14 protein-coding genes and 1 pseudogene are annotated in these 19,395 nt (G+C 71.4%); 6 read left to right on the top strand and 9 right to left on the bottom strand.

The window, feature by feature from the left end; translation table 11 throughout:
- Positions 1 to 194 precede the first annotated feature (194 nt).
- The gene (locus ACFZA0_RS25660) at positions 195 to 1,310 is read left to right on the top strand and encodes a ThuA domain-containing protein (protein ID WP_391021091.1); all 1,116 of its coding nucleotides are present in this window, start codon (positions 195 to 197) and stop codon (positions 1,308 to 1,310) included.
- Positions 1,311 to 1,476: 166 nt separating this feature from the next.
- On the opposite strand, the gene ACFZA0_RS25655 is transcribed toward ACFZA0_RS25660, so the two are convergent.
- Positions 1,477 to 2,247, bottom strand: a complete 771-nt coding sequence (locus ACFZA0_RS25655; protein WP_391021090.1) for an IclR family transcriptional regulator C-terminal domain-containing protein — start codon at positions 2,245 to 2,247, stop codon at positions 1,477 to 1,479.
- A gap of 341 nt (positions 2,248 to 2,588) precedes the next feature.
- On the opposite strand from ACFZA0_RS25655, the pseudogene ACFZA0_RS25650 reads away from it, so the two are divergent.
- Positions 2,589 to 4,288 (top strand): annotated as a pseudogene (locus ACFZA0_RS25650) (FAD-dependent oxidoreductase).
- A gap of 109 nt (positions 4,289 to 4,397) precedes the next feature.
- On the opposite strand, the gene ACFZA0_RS25645 reads toward ACFZA0_RS25650, so the two are convergent.
- A complete protein-coding gene (locus tag ACFZA0_RS25645; RefSeq protein WP_391021088.1) occupies positions 4,398 to 4,691 on the bottom strand; it encodes a hypothetical protein in 294 nt (97 codons plus the stop codon).
- A gap of 473 nt (positions 4,692 to 5,164) precedes the next feature.
- A complete protein-coding gene (locus ACFZA0_RS25640) occupies positions 5,165 to 5,518 on the bottom strand; it encodes a hypothetical protein (protein ID WP_391021086.1) in 354 nt (117 codons plus the stop codon).
- Positions 5,519 to 5,746: 228 nt separating this feature from the next.
- Here ACFZA0_RS25640 and ACFZA0_RS25635 point away from each other — a divergent pair, with 228 nt between their 5' ends.
- A complete protein-coding gene (locus ACFZA0_RS25635; protein ID WP_391021084.1) occupies positions 5,747 to 8,062 on the top strand; it encodes a hypothetical protein in 2,316 nt (771 codons plus the stop codon).
- A 194-nt stretch (positions 8,063 to 8,256) separates the two neighbouring features.
- Positions 8,257 to 9,912 (top strand): penicillin-binding transpeptidase domain-containing protein, encoded by a 1,656-nt coding sequence (locus ACFZA0_RS25630; protein ID WP_391021082.1) that lies wholly within the window; start codon positions 8,257 to 8,259, stop codon positions 9,910 to 9,912.
- A 236-nt stretch (positions 9,913 to 10,148) separates the two neighbouring features.
- Here ACFZA0_RS25630 and ACFZA0_RS25625 read toward each other — a convergent pair whose 3' ends face one another.
- From ACFZA0_RS25625 to ACFZA0_RS25605, 5 genes are read right to left on the bottom strand one after another with little or no spacing between them, the layout of a single operon-like run.
- A complete protein-coding gene (locus tag ACFZA0_RS25625) occupies positions 10,149 to 11,240 on the bottom strand; it encodes an alpha/beta fold hydrolase (protein WP_391021081.1) in 1,092 nt (363 codons plus the stop codon).
- The gene (locus ACFZA0_RS25620) at positions 11,237 to 12,757 is read right to left on the bottom strand and encodes a bifunctional 3-(3-hydroxy-phenyl)propionate/3-hydroxycinnamic acid hydroxylase (RefSeq protein WP_391021079.1); all 1,521 of its coding nucleotides are present in this window, start codon (positions 12,755 to 12,757) and stop codon (positions 11,237 to 11,239) included. Before ACFZA0_RS25620 ends, ACFZA0_RS25625 begins: the two co-directional genes overlap by 4 nt.
- The gene (locus ACFZA0_RS25615; protein ID WP_391021078.1) at positions 12,754 to 14,634 is read right to left on the bottom strand and encodes an acyl-CoA synthetase; all 1,881 of its coding nucleotides are present in this window, start codon (positions 14,632 to 14,634) and stop codon (positions 12,754 to 12,756) included. Before ACFZA0_RS25615 ends, ACFZA0_RS25620 begins: the two co-directional genes overlap by 4 nt.
- Positions 14,631 to 15,581: a fumarylacetoacetate hydrolase family protein gene (locus ACFZA0_RS25610; RefSeq protein WP_391021076.1), complete on the bottom strand. Its 951-nt coding sequence runs from the start codon at positions 15,579 to 15,581 to the stop codon at positions 14,631 to 14,633. Before ACFZA0_RS25610 ends, ACFZA0_RS25615 begins: the two co-directional genes overlap by 4 nt.
- The gene (locus tag ACFZA0_RS25605) at positions 15,578 to 16,708 is read right to left on the bottom strand and encodes a VOC family protein (protein ID WP_391021074.1); all 1,131 of its coding nucleotides are present in this window, start codon (positions 16,706 to 16,708) and stop codon (positions 15,578 to 15,580) included. The genes ACFZA0_RS25610 and ACFZA0_RS25605 overlap by 4 nt, the downstream gene beginning before the upstream one ends.
- A 119-nt stretch (positions 16,709 to 16,827) precedes the next feature.
- Here ACFZA0_RS25605 and ACFZA0_RS25600 point away from each other — a divergent pair, with 119 nt between their 5' ends.
- Entirely contained in the window at positions 16,828 to 17,484 is a 657-nt protein-coding gene (locus tag ACFZA0_RS25600; RefSeq protein WP_391021072.1) for a TetR family transcriptional regulator, read from the top strand.
- Positions 17,485 to 17,512: 28 nt separating this feature from the next.
- Here ACFZA0_RS25600 and ACFZA0_RS25595 read toward each other — a convergent pair whose 3' ends face one another.
- Positions 17,513 to 18,616 carry an MBL fold metallo-hydrolase gene (locus ACFZA0_RS25595; protein ID WP_391021069.1) on the bottom strand — a complete coding sequence of 368 codons (1,104 nt, stop codon included), beginning with the start codon at positions 18,614 to 18,616 and terminating at the stop codon, positions 17,513 to 17,515.
- An 80-nt stretch (positions 18,617 to 18,696) separates the two neighbouring features.
- Here ACFZA0_RS25595 and ACFZA0_RS25590 point away from each other — a divergent pair, with 80 nt between their 5' ends.
- On the top strand, positions 18,697 to 19,386 hold the full coding sequence (locus tag ACFZA0_RS25590) for an FCD domain-containing protein (protein ID WP_391021068.1): 690 nt from the start codon (positions 18,697 to 18,699) through the stop codon (positions 19,384 to 19,386).
- Positions 19,387 to 19,395 lie beyond the last annotated feature (9 nt).

Raw genomic sequence — 19,395 nt, 5'->3', positions numbered from 1 at the left:
TCCTATGTTGGCCGTGCCCTTCAGGCGGATCGCTCGAACCGCCTGGTGGTACACCTCGCGCACGAGCGAGAACGCTTTCAGCACTTCCGGCCGCCGCGCACCCCCCGCCTCCCAGCTCGCGCACCTCTGTCGCCCGCCTGAGAGCCGCCCCGGCCCGCTTGGAGCCGTACACCGACAGCAAAGGTGATCCAGCAATGTCGAACATCGACCGCAGACAGATCATGAAGGGCGTCGCCGCGGCCGCCGCGGCACCCGTGGTGGCCGCCGCGCTTCCCGCCACGGCCGCCTCGGCGAGCAGCATCGCGAGCGGCGGCAAGAGCGCCGGCAAGGGCGACAAGTCGAACCCCTACCCCGACAAGACGAGGACGGTGGGCAAGGAACCCACCGTCAAGACACCGGTGACCAGCAACATTCCCCGGGGCCAGGAGAAGTTCTACGACACCCAGTACAACGTGGTGCGCGGCCGGGTCCCGGCCTCCTACCACCCCTGGGTCGCGGGTCGGCTGGACAAGATCCTGCTCTTCACCCGCACCGCCGGCCCCCGCCACGCCCACCTCGGCCCCGCCCTCGGCCCCGGTCTCAACCCGCCGCTGACCGCGGCCCACGTCCTGCAGAACGCCATGATCAAGTGGATGGGCGAGGTCGGCGTCCAGGTCGACTGGACCGAGGACGTCACCCAACTCCCCGGCATCGGCAGCAAGTACAAGGCGGTCGTCTTCGGCAGCACCAGCCGCGACGTCCTGTGGAAGCACGGCACGGCGGTGGACCCCTCCGCGGCCGTGAACACCACGACCCCCGCCCACCTCGACGCGGGCAAGACCGCGCTGCACCAGTACGTCCGGGCGGGCGGCGGCTTCGCCGGCATCCACAACGCGATCGGCGGAACCGAGTACAACTGGCCCTACTACGAGGGTCTTTGCGGCGGAACCCAGTACTACGACCACGGCGCCCTCCAGGCCGGCACGGTCGTCACGCTCTCCAAGGACTCCTCCACCGAGGGCATGCCGCTCCGATGGGACTTCAAGGACGAGTGGTACAACTGGATGCCCTACCCCGGCGGAGTCAAGTGGCTTCTCGCGGTGGACGAGAAGACCCTCGCGACCAAGTCGACCACGCACCCCGGGCACGGCGACTTCCACCCCATCTCCTGGTGCCAGTACTACGACGGCGGCCGCTCGTGGGTCACCGCCCTCGGGCACGACTCGCTTGCCTGGACGGACGGTTCGGGCTACCCCGGCCAGGCGTTCTTCAAGACGCACATCGTCAACGGTGTGCTCTCGGCCATGGGCAACCTGCCGTTCTGCACCTGAGCCGGCCGCGGGCGTCCCGCGCGACGTCGCGGGAGTCCGGCGCGCACCCTTCGCCCACCGACCTGCCCGGTGGGCGAAGGGTCACTGCCGCCGCTGGACGCCTTCGCACCGCGTCCGGCACCTGCGAAATCCCCGACGAACGAGAGCAGTTGGACCAGTGCCTACGTCAACTCCGCGGCACCAGCGGGTGGTCGAAGCCCTCGGCGGCGATCCGCGCCGACACGTCCAGCAGATCGGCGGTGAAGCACGCGATCAGGTCGTCGGTCATGCGCGAACTCGGACCGCTGAGGGACAGGGACGCGGCAACGCCTCCACCGGCCGCACGGATCGGCACGGCGACCGCGGTCAGCCCGCTCTCCCGCTCGCCGTGACTGACCGCGAAGCCCGCGCGCTCCGCCTCGTCCGACCAGGCACGAAGCTGGGCGGCGTGTCCCTCGCCGTGCGGGGACAGCAGCGCGATCCGCGACAGCAGGGCGTCGTCCGCCCCGGACAGCAGGACCTTGGACGACGCGCCCGCCCACAGGGGCAGTTCGTCGCCGATCCGCACAACGTGCCGCAGCGGCCTGGGGCTCTCCTGCTGGGCGACACACACGCGCTGCACGTCGCGGCGGATCATCAGGTTCACGGTCTCGCCGTGCCGTGCCACCAGGCCGCGCAGCAAGTCGACCGTCTCCGGGGGGAGTTGCCAACTGGAAGCCGCCAGGTAGGCCCATCGCCAGAGTCCCGGGCCGGCCATGTACCCGGCCTCCGTCGCCCACAGCAGTCCGTACTGTTCCAGCGTCTGGACGAGGCGCACCACCGTGGTCTTCGGCAGCCCCGTCGCCTCCACGACCGTACGCAGCGGGACGACCGGCTGCTCCTCGGTCAGCAGCGACAGGATGTCCAGAGCTCTGCGCACACTGCGCACGCCGCTGCCAGAAGCCTGTTCGGGTTCCATGTCATTCCTTGCCGGTTCCGTACGGTTCTTGCCAGTCGGCGGACGCCGTACGTTACACGCCCTTTCCCGGAGCGGTCCATGCAATCGTCACGACGGCCGCGCGGGCACCGCTTACCGCGACGTCGCACGAGTAATTCTCATTCGGCCGGACAATTCCGACCGTCGCCGGTCGAGCCCCGGAACGCCGGAACCGAAAGCGCCGAGGGCCTTCGCCGACATTCACCACCTCCTTTTGTACGAACCGGTACGTATCTCGTGGCTACCGATGCTGGCCGGACGGAAATGCGCGTCAAGTCCCGCCTCGGGCGGACCGCTTCGGCAATTGAGGAGCGACCTCGGCCATGACCGGCAACGACGGCGGACAACGGGACGTCGACCTCCTTGTCGTCGGCTCCGGCGCGGGCGGCCTGGGCGCCGCCGTGGTGGCCGCCCGGGAAGGGCTGTCCGTGCTGGTGCTGGAGAAGACCGAACGGCTCGGTGGGACCACCGCGTACTCCGCGGGCACCTGCTGGATACCCGGACACCGGCGGCAACAGGACCCCGCGGCCGACACTGCGGCCGCGCGGCAATACCTCGACGCACTCGTGGGCGACCGTGCTCCCCACGCACTGCGCACGGCCTACCTCGCCCAGGGCCCCGCCGCGCTCGACTACTTGGAACGCCTGGGCGTCGGGTTCCGGCACTCCAGGACCGCCGTCGACTACCACCCCGAGATCGAGGGGTCGGGCATCGGCAGGGCTCTGGAACCGCACATCTTCGACGGCCGCGAACTGGGCGCGGCCCGCTTCGGCCGGATCCGCCGGCCTCTGCCTGAACTCGCCCTGTTAAAAGGGACGTTGATGGTCCGCCGCTCCGAGGCCGACGAGTTGCTGACCCTGTTCCACGGTTCGCCCCGAGGGATGGCCACCGCCGCCCGCCTCGGCTCCCGCTGGGCGGTGGACCGCCTCCGTTACCCGCGCGGCACTCGGCTGACCATGGGCAACGCGCTCGTCGCCAACCTCTACCACAAGCTGGTGCGAGGCTCGGGCGACGTGTGGTTCGGCGCACGCGCGACCGGCCTCGCCACCGACGGCGCCGGCCGCGTGACCGGCGCCGTCGTCATGCACGAGGGCCGAACGGTGCGAGTGACCGCACGCAGGGGGGTCGTGCTGGCGGCCGGCGGATTCGCCGCGAGCCCGGAGCTGCGCGCCCTCCATCTCCCCGAGCCCACACCGCGGTTCACCCCGGCGAGCGAGGGGGCGACGGGCGACTCCTTCGCCCTCGCCGGCGAGGTCGGTGGAGTACTGGGCGCGTCGCGGGACGAAAACGCCCTCTGGTTCCCCAGTTCCGTGGGCCGGCGTTCCGACGGGTCCACGGCCGTCTTCCCCCATATCTGGGACCGGGGGAAACCGGGGATCGTCGCGGTGAATGCGGCGGGGCGCCGATTCGTCGACGAGTCGGTCTCCTATCACCGTTTCACCAGGGCGATGTACGTCTCGCACAGGACCGTGCCCACGGTCCCGGCCTGGCTGGTCGTCGACGCCGCGGCACTCTTCGCGTACGGGCTCGGGCTGATACGCCCGCACACACCGGCGTTCCGCCTCACCGCGTACACAAGGACCGGATATCTGCACACCGGAGACACCATTCGCCGGCTCGCCCTCTCCATGGGTGTCGATCCCCGTGGACTGGAGTCCACGATTTACGCGAACAACCGGTTCGCCGCGACCGGAGTCGACGAGGAGTTCGGCAAAGGGCAGAGCCCTTACGGCCACCAGTTCGGAGACCCCGCGCACAGGCCCAACGTCAACCTCGGCCCGATCGCCAGGGCACCCTTCTATGCCGTCGCCGTCGTACCCACCCCCTGGCCACCGCGCGCGGCCTGCGCGTCGACACCGACGCCAGGGTTCTCGACGCTCGGGGGGAGCCGATCGAGGGCCTCTACGCCTGCGGGAACGACGCCGAGTCACCCATGGCCTCGGAGTACCCCGGCGCGGGTTGCCAGGTCGGCGCGGCCCTCACCTTCGGCTACCTGGCGGCCCGCCACGCGGCCCGCGTCTGAGGGGTCCCGCCGAGGAGACGGCGAAGGGTTGGTCGTCGCGCCCTCCGCGCCGAGCGCGGCGCGTCCGCCCCGGTCGTGCCTCCGCGATCCCCCACGGCTCGGCCCGGACTCAGGCGGTGTGCGTCTCGTAGAACGCGCGGTTCTTTTCCACGAACGCCTCGACACCGAGGGGCTCTTCGCCGCCGATGGTCCTCACCAGGTCGTTCGATCCGGCGAAGATGCCGTCGCGGTAGTCGACGGCGACGGCGACGAGGTGCTGGACCTTGTGGGGTGACAGGCCGCGCCGCTCCAACGTGTGCCGGAACTCGTCGAGTTGGACGGGCACGTAGGTGACGGGGCGGCCCAGCGTGTGTGCCATCCGCGCGGCGATCTCGGCGCGACGCCCTCTACAGCGCTCTGGCATACGTCGAGTCCTTCGCTCCGCGGCGCTGAGCGGGGGACGGGCGGCGGACGGCCCGGCCGCGCGGCGTCGCGGCGCCTGCCGGTGTTGAGGGCGGGGCGGACGGCCGGACTCAGGAGGCGGCTGGGGCGCCGGTGCGGCTGGAGGCCGGACAGGGTGTCGCCCGGTCCCCTGGCGGGGGGTTGTTACGAGATTCCGCTGGAGCGCTTTCCGGTGGCGCCTGCCGTAACGGGCGGACTGGCGTGGGCTGTTGCGGCCGGCTTGACGCCCGACGAGGAGGCGGACAGGCCCGGGAGCAGAGGGCTGTCGCCGGGTCGGCCGGACCGGTGGGTTCGAGAACGCTGGCCCGACCGCCGCGAGGTGAGGGGCGCGCCACCGGTGACGCTCCGGCGTTCCTCCTGCTCGTTGTGGTCGTGACCGTCCGGGGCCGCACCGCGACGCGGGGTGGACTCTGCCCCGCGGAATCGTCCGCCACTTCAACGCGCCTTGCGCGGGCGCCTTTTCCGCTCCGGGCTGTCGGACGTGAGCCTTCTGCGGCAGAGGTCGTGGCCCAGGATGGCGATGCTCAAAATAACGAGCGGCCAGAGGAGTTGGGGGGTGGCGGGAATCCGACCGCTCACCAGACCGGTGAGCAGCAGCGTGCCGTTCAGGACGCTGCCGCCCAGGAAACCACCGTTCCCGGCCGCGTCGGTGCGGCCGGCCGCACCGGCATCGGCGGGCGAGCGACCGGACGTTCGCCGTCGGCGCGCGGCGCGGGGGCCGGGCCCTGGCCGCGCCTCCGTCGACGGAGTCGGCGAAGGGGTGCGGGCGGGGCGGTTGTTGGCTGGCACGGGCCACTCCTGCTGAGCGCTCGGACGGAAAACGGACCGACTTGCCGTCGGCAGGGACCGATCGTGCTCGACGTGGAGCGTTGCCAGGAAGGCCGCATCAGCAGCCGGTCGTTTCGGCAACGGCGGACTGTTGCCGTAGCTGCTGGAAACAGCGGAAACAGCCCAACGATCTCTCGGACGGCTGTAAATGTTCGGGCGACAGGCACGCACCGAGCAGGGGACGGGACCATGGACGCCAGAGCGACGACTTCGGGACTGGGGGCGCTCAGCCCCGATCTGCCCGCGGCGGTCGAGGCATTCGTAACGGACGTACGCACGTACTTCGCCCGCCTGGAAGTGAGCGTGCGCGCGTACGCCGGTCGTCGGCACATGGATCCGGGGACGGTGAGCCGGTATCTCAACGGCACTCGTCGAGCTCCGTGGTCGTTCGTCAGCAACCTGCTCGTCGACGTGACCGAGCACTGCGGGGTGCAGATCACCCCGGAGGCGATCGCAGGGCTGAAGGCACTGCACGAGGCGGCCGTTGCCTGCCGTCAGACGGGCGACGAACTGCAACGGTTGCAGGACCGCTTCCTCGCGCAGGACGAAGAGGTCCGCCAGATACGGCTGCGGGAACGTGCGCTGCTGGAGGCCATCGAGGAGCGCCAGCAGCAGCTGGCCCACCAGGCCGTCGAGGAGGCGGAGTTGCGGGCCAAACTCGACGAGCAGTGCCGTACGCACTCGACGGCCGTCGAGGTGTGGAAGGAGCGCTACGGCCGGATGATGAGGGCCGGCAGCGCACTGGAGGACGAGGTGGCCGACCTCCGGCGTCAACTGGCACGTACCAGGGCGGAGTTACGTCACGCCGTCGAGCACTGCCACCACCTGGAACAGCAGTTGGAGGCTGCCGAGGAGCTGGTCCGCGGCGGGATCTCGGGAGTGTCCCTGATGGACGTCCTCGAAGCCGCGGACCGGACCGCCTCCGTGCCCGAACTCGTCCGGTTGGTAGGGGGACTTGCCACCAGCCCGCGCAGGGCCATCGCCAGCGAACTCGTCACGTCCGTGAGCCGCTGCCGTCCGGTGACCGATGTCCGGGCCCTGCTCCACGCCCTCTACGGAGCCGGTCTGCACAAGTACGCGGAAGCCGCGCTTCCGGCGATGGTGGCCATGCGCCCCGTGGAGGACACCGCGGGCCTCGTCGGGGAGCTTCTCCGGGCCGGCCTGGAGGAGCCCGTCGCGGGCCTGCTCCAGGCATCTGTGCAGCTTCTCGGCCCCGCCGATCTCGCCGCTCTGGCCGGCGCGCTCCACCGGCACGGCAACCACGACGCGACGACGGCCCTGCTCGGCGCCACGGTGGCGCACCGGAACGTTCCCGAGATCCTGGATCTCTGCGGTCTTCTCGGTTCCGCTGCCCTGCAGAACGCCCTTGCCCAGGCCGTGACGTGTCCGGCGCACGATCGCGTGTGCGCCGAGCTCGTCGAACTGGTGGTGGCCCTCCACGAGAACGGCTTCGGCCGGCTCGCCGACCTGCTGCAGAGCGCCATGGCGGAACAACGCCCGGCCATCGACGTCGCCGAACTGATCGGTGCACTGCGAACGGCGGGGCACCACACGGCCGCTGCGGCCGTCTTCGCGCAGACCCAGATGCGCACCACGGGCCATCTCGTGGCCATGGTGTCCGCCCTCCACACGGCGAACATGCACGACTTCGCCTCGGAGGTGCTCACCGGGGCGCTCCGCTGCAGACCGGTCCTGGAGATCGCGCAGCTCATCGTCGATCTGCACGTGGCGGGCCGCCATCAGGACGCGTCCGACGCGCTGACCACCGGGCTGCGTTCGCACCCGCAGGCCGAGGTCCGGATCCTGCTTCAGCGTCTGGACCAACTGCATCCCGGTATGGACTCCCCTTCCCTGGTGGCCGAGGCCGCCACCCGGTGCAGCCCCGAACACGCCGCGGACCTCCTCGTCGTCCTTCTCGACGGCGACCTGCGCGACCACGCCGACGCCGTCTACACCTGCACCACTCGGGAGCGCCCCACGGGGCACGCCGGTGCGGCGTTGCTCAGGCTGCACCGGATGCGCCCCGGGTACCTGGCCCCCTCCCGTCTGGCCGCACGGGCCCGCGCCGACTCGGCCTCCAACGTGATCGGTCTCAGCCTCGCCCTGCACGCGGCCGGTCTCATGGCTCACCTCAAGGCCGTGCTCAGCGCCGCCGGCCCCCAGCAGGCCGCCTCGCAGACCGCGGTCCTGCTGAAGAACTGCCAGCACCTCGCCGGCCCCAGCAAGGGTCAGTCGACCGAGGTCGCGGACGTGCTGATGGACCTGACGGTCCGGACGCGCTCCCTCGACTACCACCTCGAACTGATCGGGATACTGAAGGGAACGTCGCTGGAGCAGGTCGCCGAGCGCCTGGAGGATGTCATCACCCGCGTCTGGGGAGCCCGGCTCGTCGAACTGAGCCTCTACGCGATGCGAACCACCGGCAGGGCCTCCGCCCTCGGGCCGGCGCAGCAGTTGCGGTGGACGGTCAGGCGAGCGGCCAACAGGTTCCTCACCGAATCCTGACCCGGGCTTCGAGTCCGCTCCTTCTGCTGCCGTTGCGTCCAACAGCCCCTGTGGCAGCAGGAGTTCAACCTCGATGAGCCAACGCCGGGCGGTGCAGCGGGCGAACGCTCGTCTGCCGTTGGTACCTGACAGTCCGGTAACGATCTACAGACAGTCAATGCCTGCATACTGCAAACGAACATACGATCCACCGCATGAACAAGGGTGTGAAGATCGGCGTGACCGGTGCCTCCGCGGTGCTGCTCGTCGTCGGGGGGATCGGTGCCTACAACGTCGTGCAGGCGGCTTCGGGGACGGCGGGGGGCGGCGGGTCGGACGCATCGCATTCCTTCGACCCGCAGACGTTGTCGAGCGAGCCGCCCTCGGGTGCCAAGTCGGTGAAGCTGGCCCGCACGTTCCTGGACAGCTGGTCGCAGCGGAAGTTCGACCGGGCGGCGGGCGACACCGACGCGTCGGCCACGGCCGTGCCGGCCCTGCGGGGGTACGCGGACGGCCTGAACCTCAAGTCGCTGACCTTCGCGCACGTCGTGTCCGCGGGGCCGTCGACGGCGACGCCGGGCGCCACCAAGGTCACCTTCGACGTCACCGCCGAGGTGGCGGGTGGCACGTGGACGTACGCGAGCGCGGTGGCGGTATTCCAGAGCGCCAATGGCCGGACGGCGGTCCACTGGAACAACTCGGTCCTGTATCCCGGCCTGGGCGACGACCAGTCGCTGACCGCGGGCAAGCTGCCGACGGACACGGTGAAGGCCGAGGTCGTCGCGAGTGACGGGAAGACGGACCTTTCCACCTTCGCGTCGCTGCGGGACATCGCCGCGACGATCGGCAAGAACGCCAAGGCCACCGGCGGGACTTCCGGCACGGGCGTCGCCGTGGTCGACGGGACGGGCGCGGGCGTCAAGGCGCTGAAGGTCTTCACCAAGGGGAAACCTCCGGTCGTCAGGACGACCATCGACGCCTCTCTCCAGGCGGTGGCCGAGAACGCGGTGAAGGACAGCCACCTCCAGGTCAAGCCCGCCGGGACCGTGGCACTGGACTGGCGGACCGGTCACATCCTCGCGATCGCGCACACGGGCTCGGACGGCGATATCGCCATCAACGGCATCAAGTCACCGGGCTCGACCATGAAGATCATCACGTCGGCGGCCCTGTTCGACCAGGCGGGACTCAACCCGAGCAGCCCCGCGCCCTGCACGGACTCGCTGACGGCCAACAGCCAGCTGTTCCACAACGACCCCGGTGTGAGCGCCAATCCCGGTGCCAGCATCGCGCAGGGCTTCACCGTGTCGTGCAACACCTCGTTCATCAAGGACGGCTTCCACTACCTCGTGCACGACGGCGACGCCTCCGCCCTGCACGAGGAGGCCGCGAACGTCTTCGGCATGGGCAGCTGGTCCATCGGCGGCGGAGTCGCCACGACCGACCCGAGCATCCCCGCGGACGTGCAGGGCGGCGACCAGGCGGCCCAGTTCATCGGCCAGGGGCAGGTGACGGCCACTCCGTTGTTCATGGCGTCGGTCGCGGCGACCGTGCGGGGCGTCGGCTTCCACCAGCCGGTCATCCTGGCCGGGCAGCAGCAGGCCACCGCTCCCCGGCCCATCTCGGCCGGCACGGCGGGATACCTGCAGTCGATGATGCGCACCGTCGCCACCAGCGGTACGGCGGCCCCGCGCCTGGGCGGACTCACGGGCGTCGGCGCCAAGACGGGCACCGCGGAGGAGGGCGACCACACCAACGGCTGGCTGACCGCCTACAACGGCGACATCGCGGTGGCCGCCCTCGTGGAGGGCGGCAGCTCCGGAGTCGACTCCGCCGGGTACGTCGTGCGGCACCTGCTGACGGGCAGCTGATCACCGGTCAATCGCGGGCAGCCGGGTACGAGGGAGCCGTTGACGACTCCGGCCCGGCCCCGGCCCCGGCGCTGCGCCAAGGCCGTGCGCCGGGGATCGACTCACGTGCGGCCACAGTCTTCGGGACGGGGTCCCGCGCGGTGTCGAGCGGGCGCGGCTCGCCGCTCGCTCGACACCCCCGGTGGGCGGCCCTCCCGGCGCTCAACAGCGCGGCGCGCGAACGGAGTTGAGTGCCGTCACGGCTGGGTGAAGAAGCCCGTGACGGTGCTGACGAACTCCTCGGGCTTGTCGAGGTGGGTGACGTGGCTGGCGTCGACCCGGTTGTACGTCCCGTGGGTCAGGTACGACATCGCCAGGTCGGCGTCGTCCTGGTCCATGGCGCCGTAGAGGATGTCGCCGTCGACCCAGGAGAAGTTGGCGTGCATCAGCATCGTGGGGGCCGAGATCCGCGCCAGGGTGGTGGCGTGGTCGAAGCCCGTGTTCCAGCTGCCGTCGAAGAACGCCGCCCCGAAGCGCGGGTCGTACTGGTGGTCCATGCCGCGCAGGAAGAGGCGGACCGTGTCGTCGGGGACGATGGCCATCTCGACCGGTTGCCCCGGGCGGAGCAGGCGCTTGGCCTTGATCGCCGCGGTGAGCACGGCGCCGGCTCCCTCGCCGATGTTCTCGTTGATGAACTCCTCGTTGTCGGCGATCCAGAACAGCAGGAAGTCGTCGACGCCCTGCGCGACGGCCTTGGCGCTGGAGGCGAAGTCGCGGTAGGCGATGGTCTTCATGATCCGCGGGTACTCCGACGCGAACAGCGGCGGGTCCTCCAGGATCGCGGCCCTGACCAGGTCGGGCCGGTTGGCGGCGAGCCAGGCCGTCAGCAGGCCGCCGGAGGAGTTGCCGGTGACGTACGCGGGCCCGCGGACCACGGACTCGGTGAACGCCGCGAGGTCGGCGCCGATCCGGTTGGCGTTCATCGGGTAGGTCGGCGAGGTCGTCGTGGTGCCGTGGCCCTGGTAGTCGACGTCGAAGACGTGGAACGACGACGCGAGCGCGGGCAGGACGCGGCTGTAGCTGAACCAGTCCATCTGCTGGGCGTGCAGGAGCAGGAGGGCGGGACCGTTCGCCGGTCCCTCGCGGTAACTGAAGTTGACGTCGCCGACGCGCGCGGTCTTCGCGCGATAACCGGCCAGGTCCACTCGCAGGTGCCAGTAGTTGTCGTCGCCGGAGGTGTCGGCCCGGGCGGTGCCGCTTCCCAGCAGGCTGCCCAGCAGGCCGGCGCCCAGGACCCCGGCACCGGCGGCCAGTGCGTGGCGTCGCGAGATCGTGTGCGGTGTGTTCATCTGTGCTCCCTGTCGTTGATACCGAGGTCGAACCGGGGCAGCGTGGCGTGCAGTCGGGTGAGGGACCGGCCGGCGGCGAGCACGGTCCCGTCGGGACGGACGACGGCGGCACGGGCGTGGCCCGCCCGCAGCCAGCGGTGCAGTTCGCCGCCCGGCTCGGCGGGCACGATGACCGCGCCGCGGCCTTCCACCGCCGCCCGTTGCGGGCCGGAGGGCTGCTCCCGCGTGACGACGGCGAAGCGTCCGGCGGTCACGTCGTCCAGTCGTCTGCCGTCCGCCAGAACGGCGTTGGGGCACAGGCGGCCGGCGAGCGATGGCCCCAGGCGCGGTCGCGCCACCAGGGCCGACCGGTGCAACGGCGGGCTCTCGCTGTCGAGGACGCGGCCGGCGAAGCCGGGGACGCGGGCCAGCCGCGGCGCCAGCACCCGGCGGAGCAGTTCCCCCGGCCGGCCCCCCGCGGTCATGGCCCTGCCGATCAGGACCGCCAGCCGGATCATCGAGCGGGCGTGCGGCTTGCGTTCCGTCTGGTAGGTGTCGAGCACCTGCTCCGGCAGGGTTCCGGCGTGCACGCCGGCGAGTTTCCAGGTGAGGTTGGCGGCGTCGCGAATCCCGGCGCCCATGCCCTGTCCGACGAACGGCGGGGTGAGGTGGGCGGCGTCGCCGAGCAGGAAGACCCGCCGGTCGCGCCAGCGGTCCGCCACCTGCGCGCGGAAGGTGTACTCGGCGACGCGCAGGACCTCCAGCTCGCCGTCCGGGACGCTCTTGGTCCACGGCGCGATCAGCGGGCGCAGCCGGTCCATGTCGCGGAAGGTCTCGCCGTCCTCGCCGGGCAGCAGGCGGAACTCCCAGCGGTAGCGCGTCTTCCCGATGCGCATGTAGGTCGCGGCGCGGTGCGGGTCGCAGACCTGGTGCACACCCTCCCATTCGGCGAGGTCCGCCGTGGTCGCGATGTCGACGACGAGCCAGCGCTGGTCGAAGCGGAGGTCCTCCATCGTCGCGCCGACGCTTCTGCGGGTGAGGCTGTTCGCACCGTCGCACCCCAGCAGACGGTCCGCCTCGATCACCTCCCGCTCACCGGTGACCGTGTGCCTCACTTCGACCCGCACGCCGTGCGCGGTCTGGGTCACGCCGACGACCTCGCTCTCACCGCGCAGGGTGACGGGCCCGGTCAGCGCGGTGCGCAGCAGGTGTTCCAGATCGGGCTGGTCGAACATGCTGGCTTCCGGATAGCCGTGGCGGCCGTCGCCCGCGGCGCGCCGGAACTCCGCGAGGGTCCCCAGGCCCGAGTCCAGCAGGCGCAGCCCGCGGCAGGGCCACGAGACGGCGGCGAACGAGGAGCTCAGTCCGATGCGCCCGAGGGTGCGGTAGACCTCGTCGTCGAGGTGCACCGCGCGGGGCTGCGGGAACACCGTGCTCCAGCGGTCCAGCACCAGGCACTCGGTGCCGTACCTGCCGAGCAGCGCCGCCGCGGTCAGCCCGGTCGGGCCGGCACCGACGATCACGACAGGGACCTTCATGGGCGCAGGGACCTTTCCGGGCGTATCTCGACGCGGGCGGGGACGGCGAAGCGGGCGAGGACCGCCCGTACCCGGGGGCTGTCGTGTTCGGAGGTGGTGACGACGGCGACGACGGTGCCGTCCTCGACGACCGCGTCGGCCTCGCCGGCCCCGGCGAGCGCCTCGTGGACGGCGCGGCGGGTGGCGTCGGCGCGCAGGGCGGGCTTGTAGGGCTTGCCGACGTCGGTCGCGGGCAGGGAGTCGAGCACGGTCACGGACTTCGGACCCGCTGCGCGCTCGGGCACGTGGTCGGCCGCCCAGGCCACGAGTTCGTCCTCGTCGACGGTCGCGGCCGGGGCGAGCGTCACGTAGGCGACGGGCACCTCGCCCGCGTGTTCGTCGGGGCGGCCGACCGCGCCCGCGGCGGTCACCGCGGGATGGGCCAGCAGGGCGTCCTCGACCACGGCGGGGTCGATGTTGTGGCCGCCGCGGATGATGAGGTCCTTGGCGCGGCCCCTCAGGTGGACGAAGCCGTCCTCGTCCACGGCGGCCAGGTCGCCGGTGTCCAGCCGGCCACCGGTCAGTTTGCCGCAGCCGTCCAGGACGTGGCCCCGCTCGTCGTGGCCGACGACGTAACCGGGGAAGACGGTCGGCCCGCTGATGGTCAGCACCCCCGTTTCGCCGGGCGCCAGGTCGTGGCCGGTGACCGGGTCGACGGCGGTCAGCCGCTGGTACGGCATGCGCTGGCCCACGGTGCCGGGCCGCGGTGTGCCGGGGAAGCTGCGCGCGCTGGCGCAGGTGGCCTCCGTCAGTCCATAGCCTTCGAGGAGTTCCACGCCGGTGTGCGCTTGGAAGCTCTCGCGGACGGCGGCGGGCAAGGGGGAGGCGCCGACGACGGCGAAGCGCAGGGTGCCGATGTCGGCGTCGAGCGGGCACCGCGCGAGGGTCGCGTACACGGTGGGCACCGCGCTCATCGTGGTGACGCCGTGGTCCTCGACCAACTTCCAGAACCGTGCGTACAGTTCGGGCTCGCGATAGCCGAGCGGGCCGGCCCACACCGTCCGCTGCCCTCGGAACAGGGGCGCGAGGAGGGTGACCACGAGGGCGTTGACGTGGAACAGGGGCAGTCCGGCGAACATGACGGAGTCCTCGTCGAACGAGGAGTTGGCGGCGACGGTCCAGGCGTCGACGATCTCGTTGGCGTGCGTGTGCGCCGCCAGCCTGGGGGCGCCGGTGGTGCCGCCGGTGTGGAACAGGGCGGCCAGGTCGGAGGACCGCGGAGGTTCGCCCGCGAAGGTGTGCGGGTCCGACTCGGCCGCGCGGTAGGCGAGATGGGCCGTACGGACGCCGTCGACGACGGGCAACGGCGGCGGGGGACCGGTCGCTCCGGTCGGCCGCAGCACCAGGACGGTGTCGAGTTCACCGGCCAGCGCCCGCGCCTTCTCCCAGACGGCGGGGGCCAGTTCCGGGCCCGCGGTGATCAGAACGCGGGCGCCCGACCGGCGGAGGAGTTCGGCGAGGTGGTCCTGGGCGAGGCCGCCGTTGAGCGGCGCGGCGATTCCCGCCAGTTGAGCGGCCAGGGTCGCGGGCAGCAGTTCGTCGCAGTTGGGCGACATCAGTGCCACGGCACGGCCGCGCCGCACTCCGTGTTCCCGCAGCAGGTTCGCGTAGCGGTGCACGTCGGCGAGGAGTCCGGCGAAGGTGCGGGTGACCGGGTCACGCCGGCGGGCGGCGTCCGGCAGCACGATGGTCGCGATGCCCTCCGGCCTGCGCTCGGCCGCGCGCACGAGGAGCGCGTAGGTCGACGCGGGCAGTCCGCGGTCCGCGAGCGGCACGGCCTCGATGGCGGCCAGGTCACCGGGTTCCGCGTAGCGCGGCCACAGGAGGTCCTCGGTCATCGCGCCCACCTGACCGTCGTGCGCTGGACACCGAGGTCGATCTTGCCGTCGTCGGTGGCGACGCGGGCTTCGACGACATCGCCGTCGGCCAGGTACTTCGGGTTTTTCTCCTGACCCTTGAAGAACAGCTGCCACTTCAGCGCCGGGGGCAGCAGGCCGGCGATCTTCTCCACCGCCTTGGGCGGCGCGGACAGCGCGGTGCCGACGGGCGTACCGGTCAGCACCAGATCGCCCGGGTCGAGGCGCTGGAACCGGGTCAGCGCGCGCAGCGCCTCCAGCGGCGGGTGGACCATGTCGCCGCCGACGAGGGCGTTCTGGCGGGGCTCGCCGTTGACCGACAGGGTCAGCCGCAGGTCGGGGAAGCGTGCGAACTCCTCGGCGTCGAGCAGCACCAGGGCGGGTCCGACCGGTGTGAAGCCGGGGTAGGACTTCGCCTCGTAGAACTGGGTCCGGGACAGCTGGATGTCCCTTGCGGACACGTCGTCGGTGACCACCAGTCCGGCCACGTGGTCGGGCAGGGAGTCGTCGGTGATCTCGGTGCCGACCGGAACGGCGCGGCCGACGACCAGTCCGATCTCGACCTCGTAGTCGAGCAGCCGTACGTGTGCGGGTCTGACGACGTCGTCCAGCGGGCCGCCGATCGATCCCGACGCCTTGCGGAAGAACGTCAGCGGAACGGTCTTCGGGTCCATCCCCGAATCCGCCGCGTGAGAGGCGTAGTTGGTCATCTGGGCGACCACGCGGCAGGGCGCGGTGACCGGCGAGACCAGGGCGAGGTCCGCGACGCGGTCGGTGGCCGGCGCGGTGGCTGCGCCGGCGATCGCCTTCCGGTCGGCGAGGAGTTCGCCGGTGGTGGTCGCGGCGGTGTCGACCCTGGTCGCTCCGCCGTCGTCGCCCTCGGTGAGGACGTACCAGGCGTCGGCGGTGTGCAGGAGGGAGGTGCTCATGAGCGGGCCACTTTCAGCAGGCCGAGCAGGCGGGGGACGTCGAATTCGTTGTCTTCGCGCAGTGCGGAGAGCATTCCGGCGAGTTCGCGGAGGGACTCCTTGCCCGGCTTGACGCCGAGGAAGTCCGCGGTGGCGGGCGGCCCCCACTGGGCGAGGCCGGAGGCGGTCATCGGTGCCCAGCCGGGTGCGAGGGTGTTGTCGAACAGGTCGCCGTCGCTGAAGTGCTCGACGAGGAACCCTTCCGGGTCGCGCCAGTAGTCGAAGATCTGGCTGCCCTGGACGTGCCTGCCGATTCCCCACGACCGCCGGTAGCCGTGCTCGCGCAGGTACTCCCCGCCGGCGGCCAGCGCGTCGAGGTCGGCGACCTGGTAGGCCGAGTGCACGTAGCGGTCGACCGGGCCGAGCATCATGGCCAGCGTGTGGTGGTCGGCGGGGGTGGCGCCGCGGTCGCAGCGGATGAAGCTCATCACCGGGCCGCGGCCGCGCTGCCCGGGGTAGTAGAGGAAGTCGCTGACGATCAGGCCGAGGTACTGGAGGTACCAGTCCAGCGTCCGGCGGTAGCTCCTGGTCTGGATCACCAGGTGCCCCAGGCGCTGCACGCGGGCGGGTTCCCTCGGCGGCCGCTGCGTGGCGTTGGTGCGCGGGCGGTCGTGCCCCAGGTTGAGCGTGTGCGGGGGCTGCGCGGGCAGGGCGGGCAGGTCGTGCGTGCCGGAGACGACGCGGACGCGCAGCCCGCCGGGGTCGGTGGTGGCGGCGGCGATCCCGCCGAGCGTCTCGGGCAGAGGGGCCACGCGGGTTCCGGCGGCCTCGGCGAATCGTGTGACGTCCTGGGGGTCGGCCGCGCGGAACGCCGGGCCGAGGAAGGCCGATCGGGGTCCCTTGCGGACGATCACGCAGGGGCCGCCGGGGTCCGTCCCGCGCAGGTGCAGTTCGTCCTCGGTGCTCAGGGACGCCGTGAAGCCGAACGCCTCGGCGAACACCGCCGTGCGTGCCAGGTCCGGCTTGGAGAACTCCAGCCAGGCGAGGTCGGGCACCTTGATCACGGGATTCGCGGCCCTGCCGGGGTGTTCGCCGGTGAGCGCACCGCGCTCGCTGTGCAGGTCCGCGTGCTGGTTCTGGTGGGGCACTGCCGCCTCCTCGCAGGTTCTGACGGAATCGTCAGTCCTGACGATTCTCCCGTCAAGAGGTTCTGACGAATTCCTCACCACTGGCTAAGCTGGCTCACCGAACGACAGAGGGAGCACGCATGCCCGAGCAGCCGCCGAACCGGCTGGAGCGCCGCAAGGCCCACACCCGCGCGGCCCTGGTCCGGGCCGCACAGGCGCTCATCGCGGCGGGCCGGACCAACGTCCCGGTCCTGGAGATCACCCGCGCCGCCGACGTCGGAATGGGCTCCTTCTACAACCACTTCACGTCGAAGGAGGACCTCTTCCGCGCGGCTGTCGAAGCCGCCCTGGAGGCCCACGGCACGCTGCTCGACACACTGACCGACGAACTGACCGACCCGGCGCGGGTGTTCGCGCAGAGCTTCCGGCTGACCGGCCGCCTGCACCGCCGGCAGCCCGACCTCAGCAAGGTCCTCCTGCACTACGGGTTCGAACTGACCACGTCGGAGCACGGGCTCGCTCCGCGCGCCCGCCGCGACATCGAGGACGCCGCACGCGAGGGCCGGTTCGAGGTGCGCGACCCCGAACTGGCGCTGGTGACCGTCGCGGGAGCCGCCCTGGGCCTCGGCTGGCTCCTGCACCAGGACCCGGAGCGCGACGACGCCGAGGCCACCGACCGGGTGACCGAGGATCTGCTGCGCATGTTCGGCGTCGGCGCGGCCGAGGCGCACCACATCTGCACCCGGCCGCTGCCCGATCTCGACGCCGCGCTCGACAGCGCCGGCTTCGCCGCCTGAGCCGCGGATCTCCGTACGAGACGCCGGGTCACCCACCCACCCGGATGTGCATCAGGTCGTTGCCCACACGCACCCGGCCGTTGAAGCCCCTGCTCGCCCGGCTCTTCCACCGGCTGTCGGGGATCTCCTTGGTGCCCGGGGCCAGGTGCGACAGCACCAGCGTCTTCACCCCGGCCGGCCGGGCCACCTCGGGGCCGATCCGCGTCACGTCGGAGTGACTGTTCTCGTGGTGCCGCAACTGCTCCGGTGTGAGGCCCGCCGCCTTCACGATCTCCAGGTCGATGGCCTCGTGCACGAGAACGTCGCTGCCCCGGGCGAGGGTGACCATGTTCGGCGTGATCGTGGTGTCCCCGGAGAACGTGACGGAGCCGTACCGCGTGTCGAAGCGGAACGCGAAGGAGGGGAACACCGGGGGATGGGCCACCAGAATGGCGCTGACCCGCACATGCTCGTCGGACATCACGGGGAACGGCTCCATCAGGGGAGCCATCGCGCCGAGCGGACTCGCACCCACGTCGGGAACGGGGATCTCGTGCACCCGGTACAGGTTCCTGATGTCCGGCCAATTCTCGTCGCGCATACGGAGGTTGATGTCGTAGGCGCTCGCGCTGACGGACTTCTCGACGAAGTCCGCCAGCCCGGGTGTCGGGCTGTCCGGCGCCAGGGTCGCCACCGGCTGCCCCGACGACGGCGCGGGCAGAGCCCCCGCGGAACCGGGCCCGTAGAAAGCGACGGGATGCGTGAGCGGGTCGACACCGCCGAAACGCAGCCACAGCAAGGTGAAGAGATCGGCGAGATGGTCGGAGTGCAGGTGCGTGACGAACACCGCGTCGAGAGCCGCCGCGGAGAGGCCGGACCTCTGGAACCGGTCGAAGGCGCCGTGGCCGAGATCGACCAGATAGATCCGGCCGTCGACGACCAGGGCACTCGAGATACCGGTGCGTCCCTGCATCGGAACCGGGCCGGCGGCGGTGCCGAGCAGCACCAGATGGGCGCCCTTGTTCAGCACGGACGCCGGCGGCAGGCCGGCGGAATCGGCCGACGCGGCGGCGGCCGCCGCGGGCGAGGCGGCGACCGCGGCACCCGAGGTCACCGCGGTGGCACGCAGAACGGAGCGACGGGACAACGGCATTGCGGCTCCTTTTTTCGAAATTGCAGGACAGCTGGAGAGCAAAAGATCAATTTCGGAATTCCGTGCTACGGTGACGCGCGATGCCCCCCGAACCCGCTGAACCCACCACCCGTAGCAACGCCGTCTTCGACCAGTTGCGCGCGGATCTGCTGGCCGGGCGCCTCACCCCCGGTTCGAAGCTCAAGCTCGCGGTGCTCGGCAGGCGCTGCACCGCCAGCCTCTCCGTCGTCCGCGAGGCACTGAGCCGCCTCGCCGAACAAGGGCTGGTGGTAGCTCACCCCCAGCGGGGCTTCAGCGTCGTCGCACTCAGCCCCGAGGACCTCGCCGACCTGACCGCCACCCGGATCGACCTGGAGACGCTCGCGGCCCGCCGCTCGGTGGAACGGGGAGACCTCGCGTGGGAGACCGCGCTGGTGGCCGCGCACCACATGCTGGCCGGCACTCCGGCGGCCACCCCCGAGGGCGAGGTCAACGAGGAGTGGATCACCGCCCACAGGGCGTTCCACGAGGCACTGATCGCGGGCTGCGGAAGCCGCCGCCTGCAAGGCATGACCAGCGCGCTCCGGGACAGTGCCGAGTTGTACCGGATCTGGTCGGAGTCGCTCACGCACGACCATGCCCGGGACATCGCCGGCGAGCACAGCACCCTGCTGTCGCTGGCCATCGGCCGTGACGCCGACGGCCTGGCCGACGCCCTCGCCGCCCACATCCAGCAGACCACCGACGTACTGCTGCGCTACGCCGCGCACACCGGAACGGGCGGCGCCTGACCACCGCAT

The organism is Streptomyces sp. NPDC008150, assembly GCF_042956945.1.
Taxonomy (GTDB): Bacteria; Actinomycetota; Actinomycetes; order Streptomycetales; family Streptomycetaceae; genus Streptomyces.
This window is presented reverse-complemented; position numbering and strand designations above follow the sequence as displayed.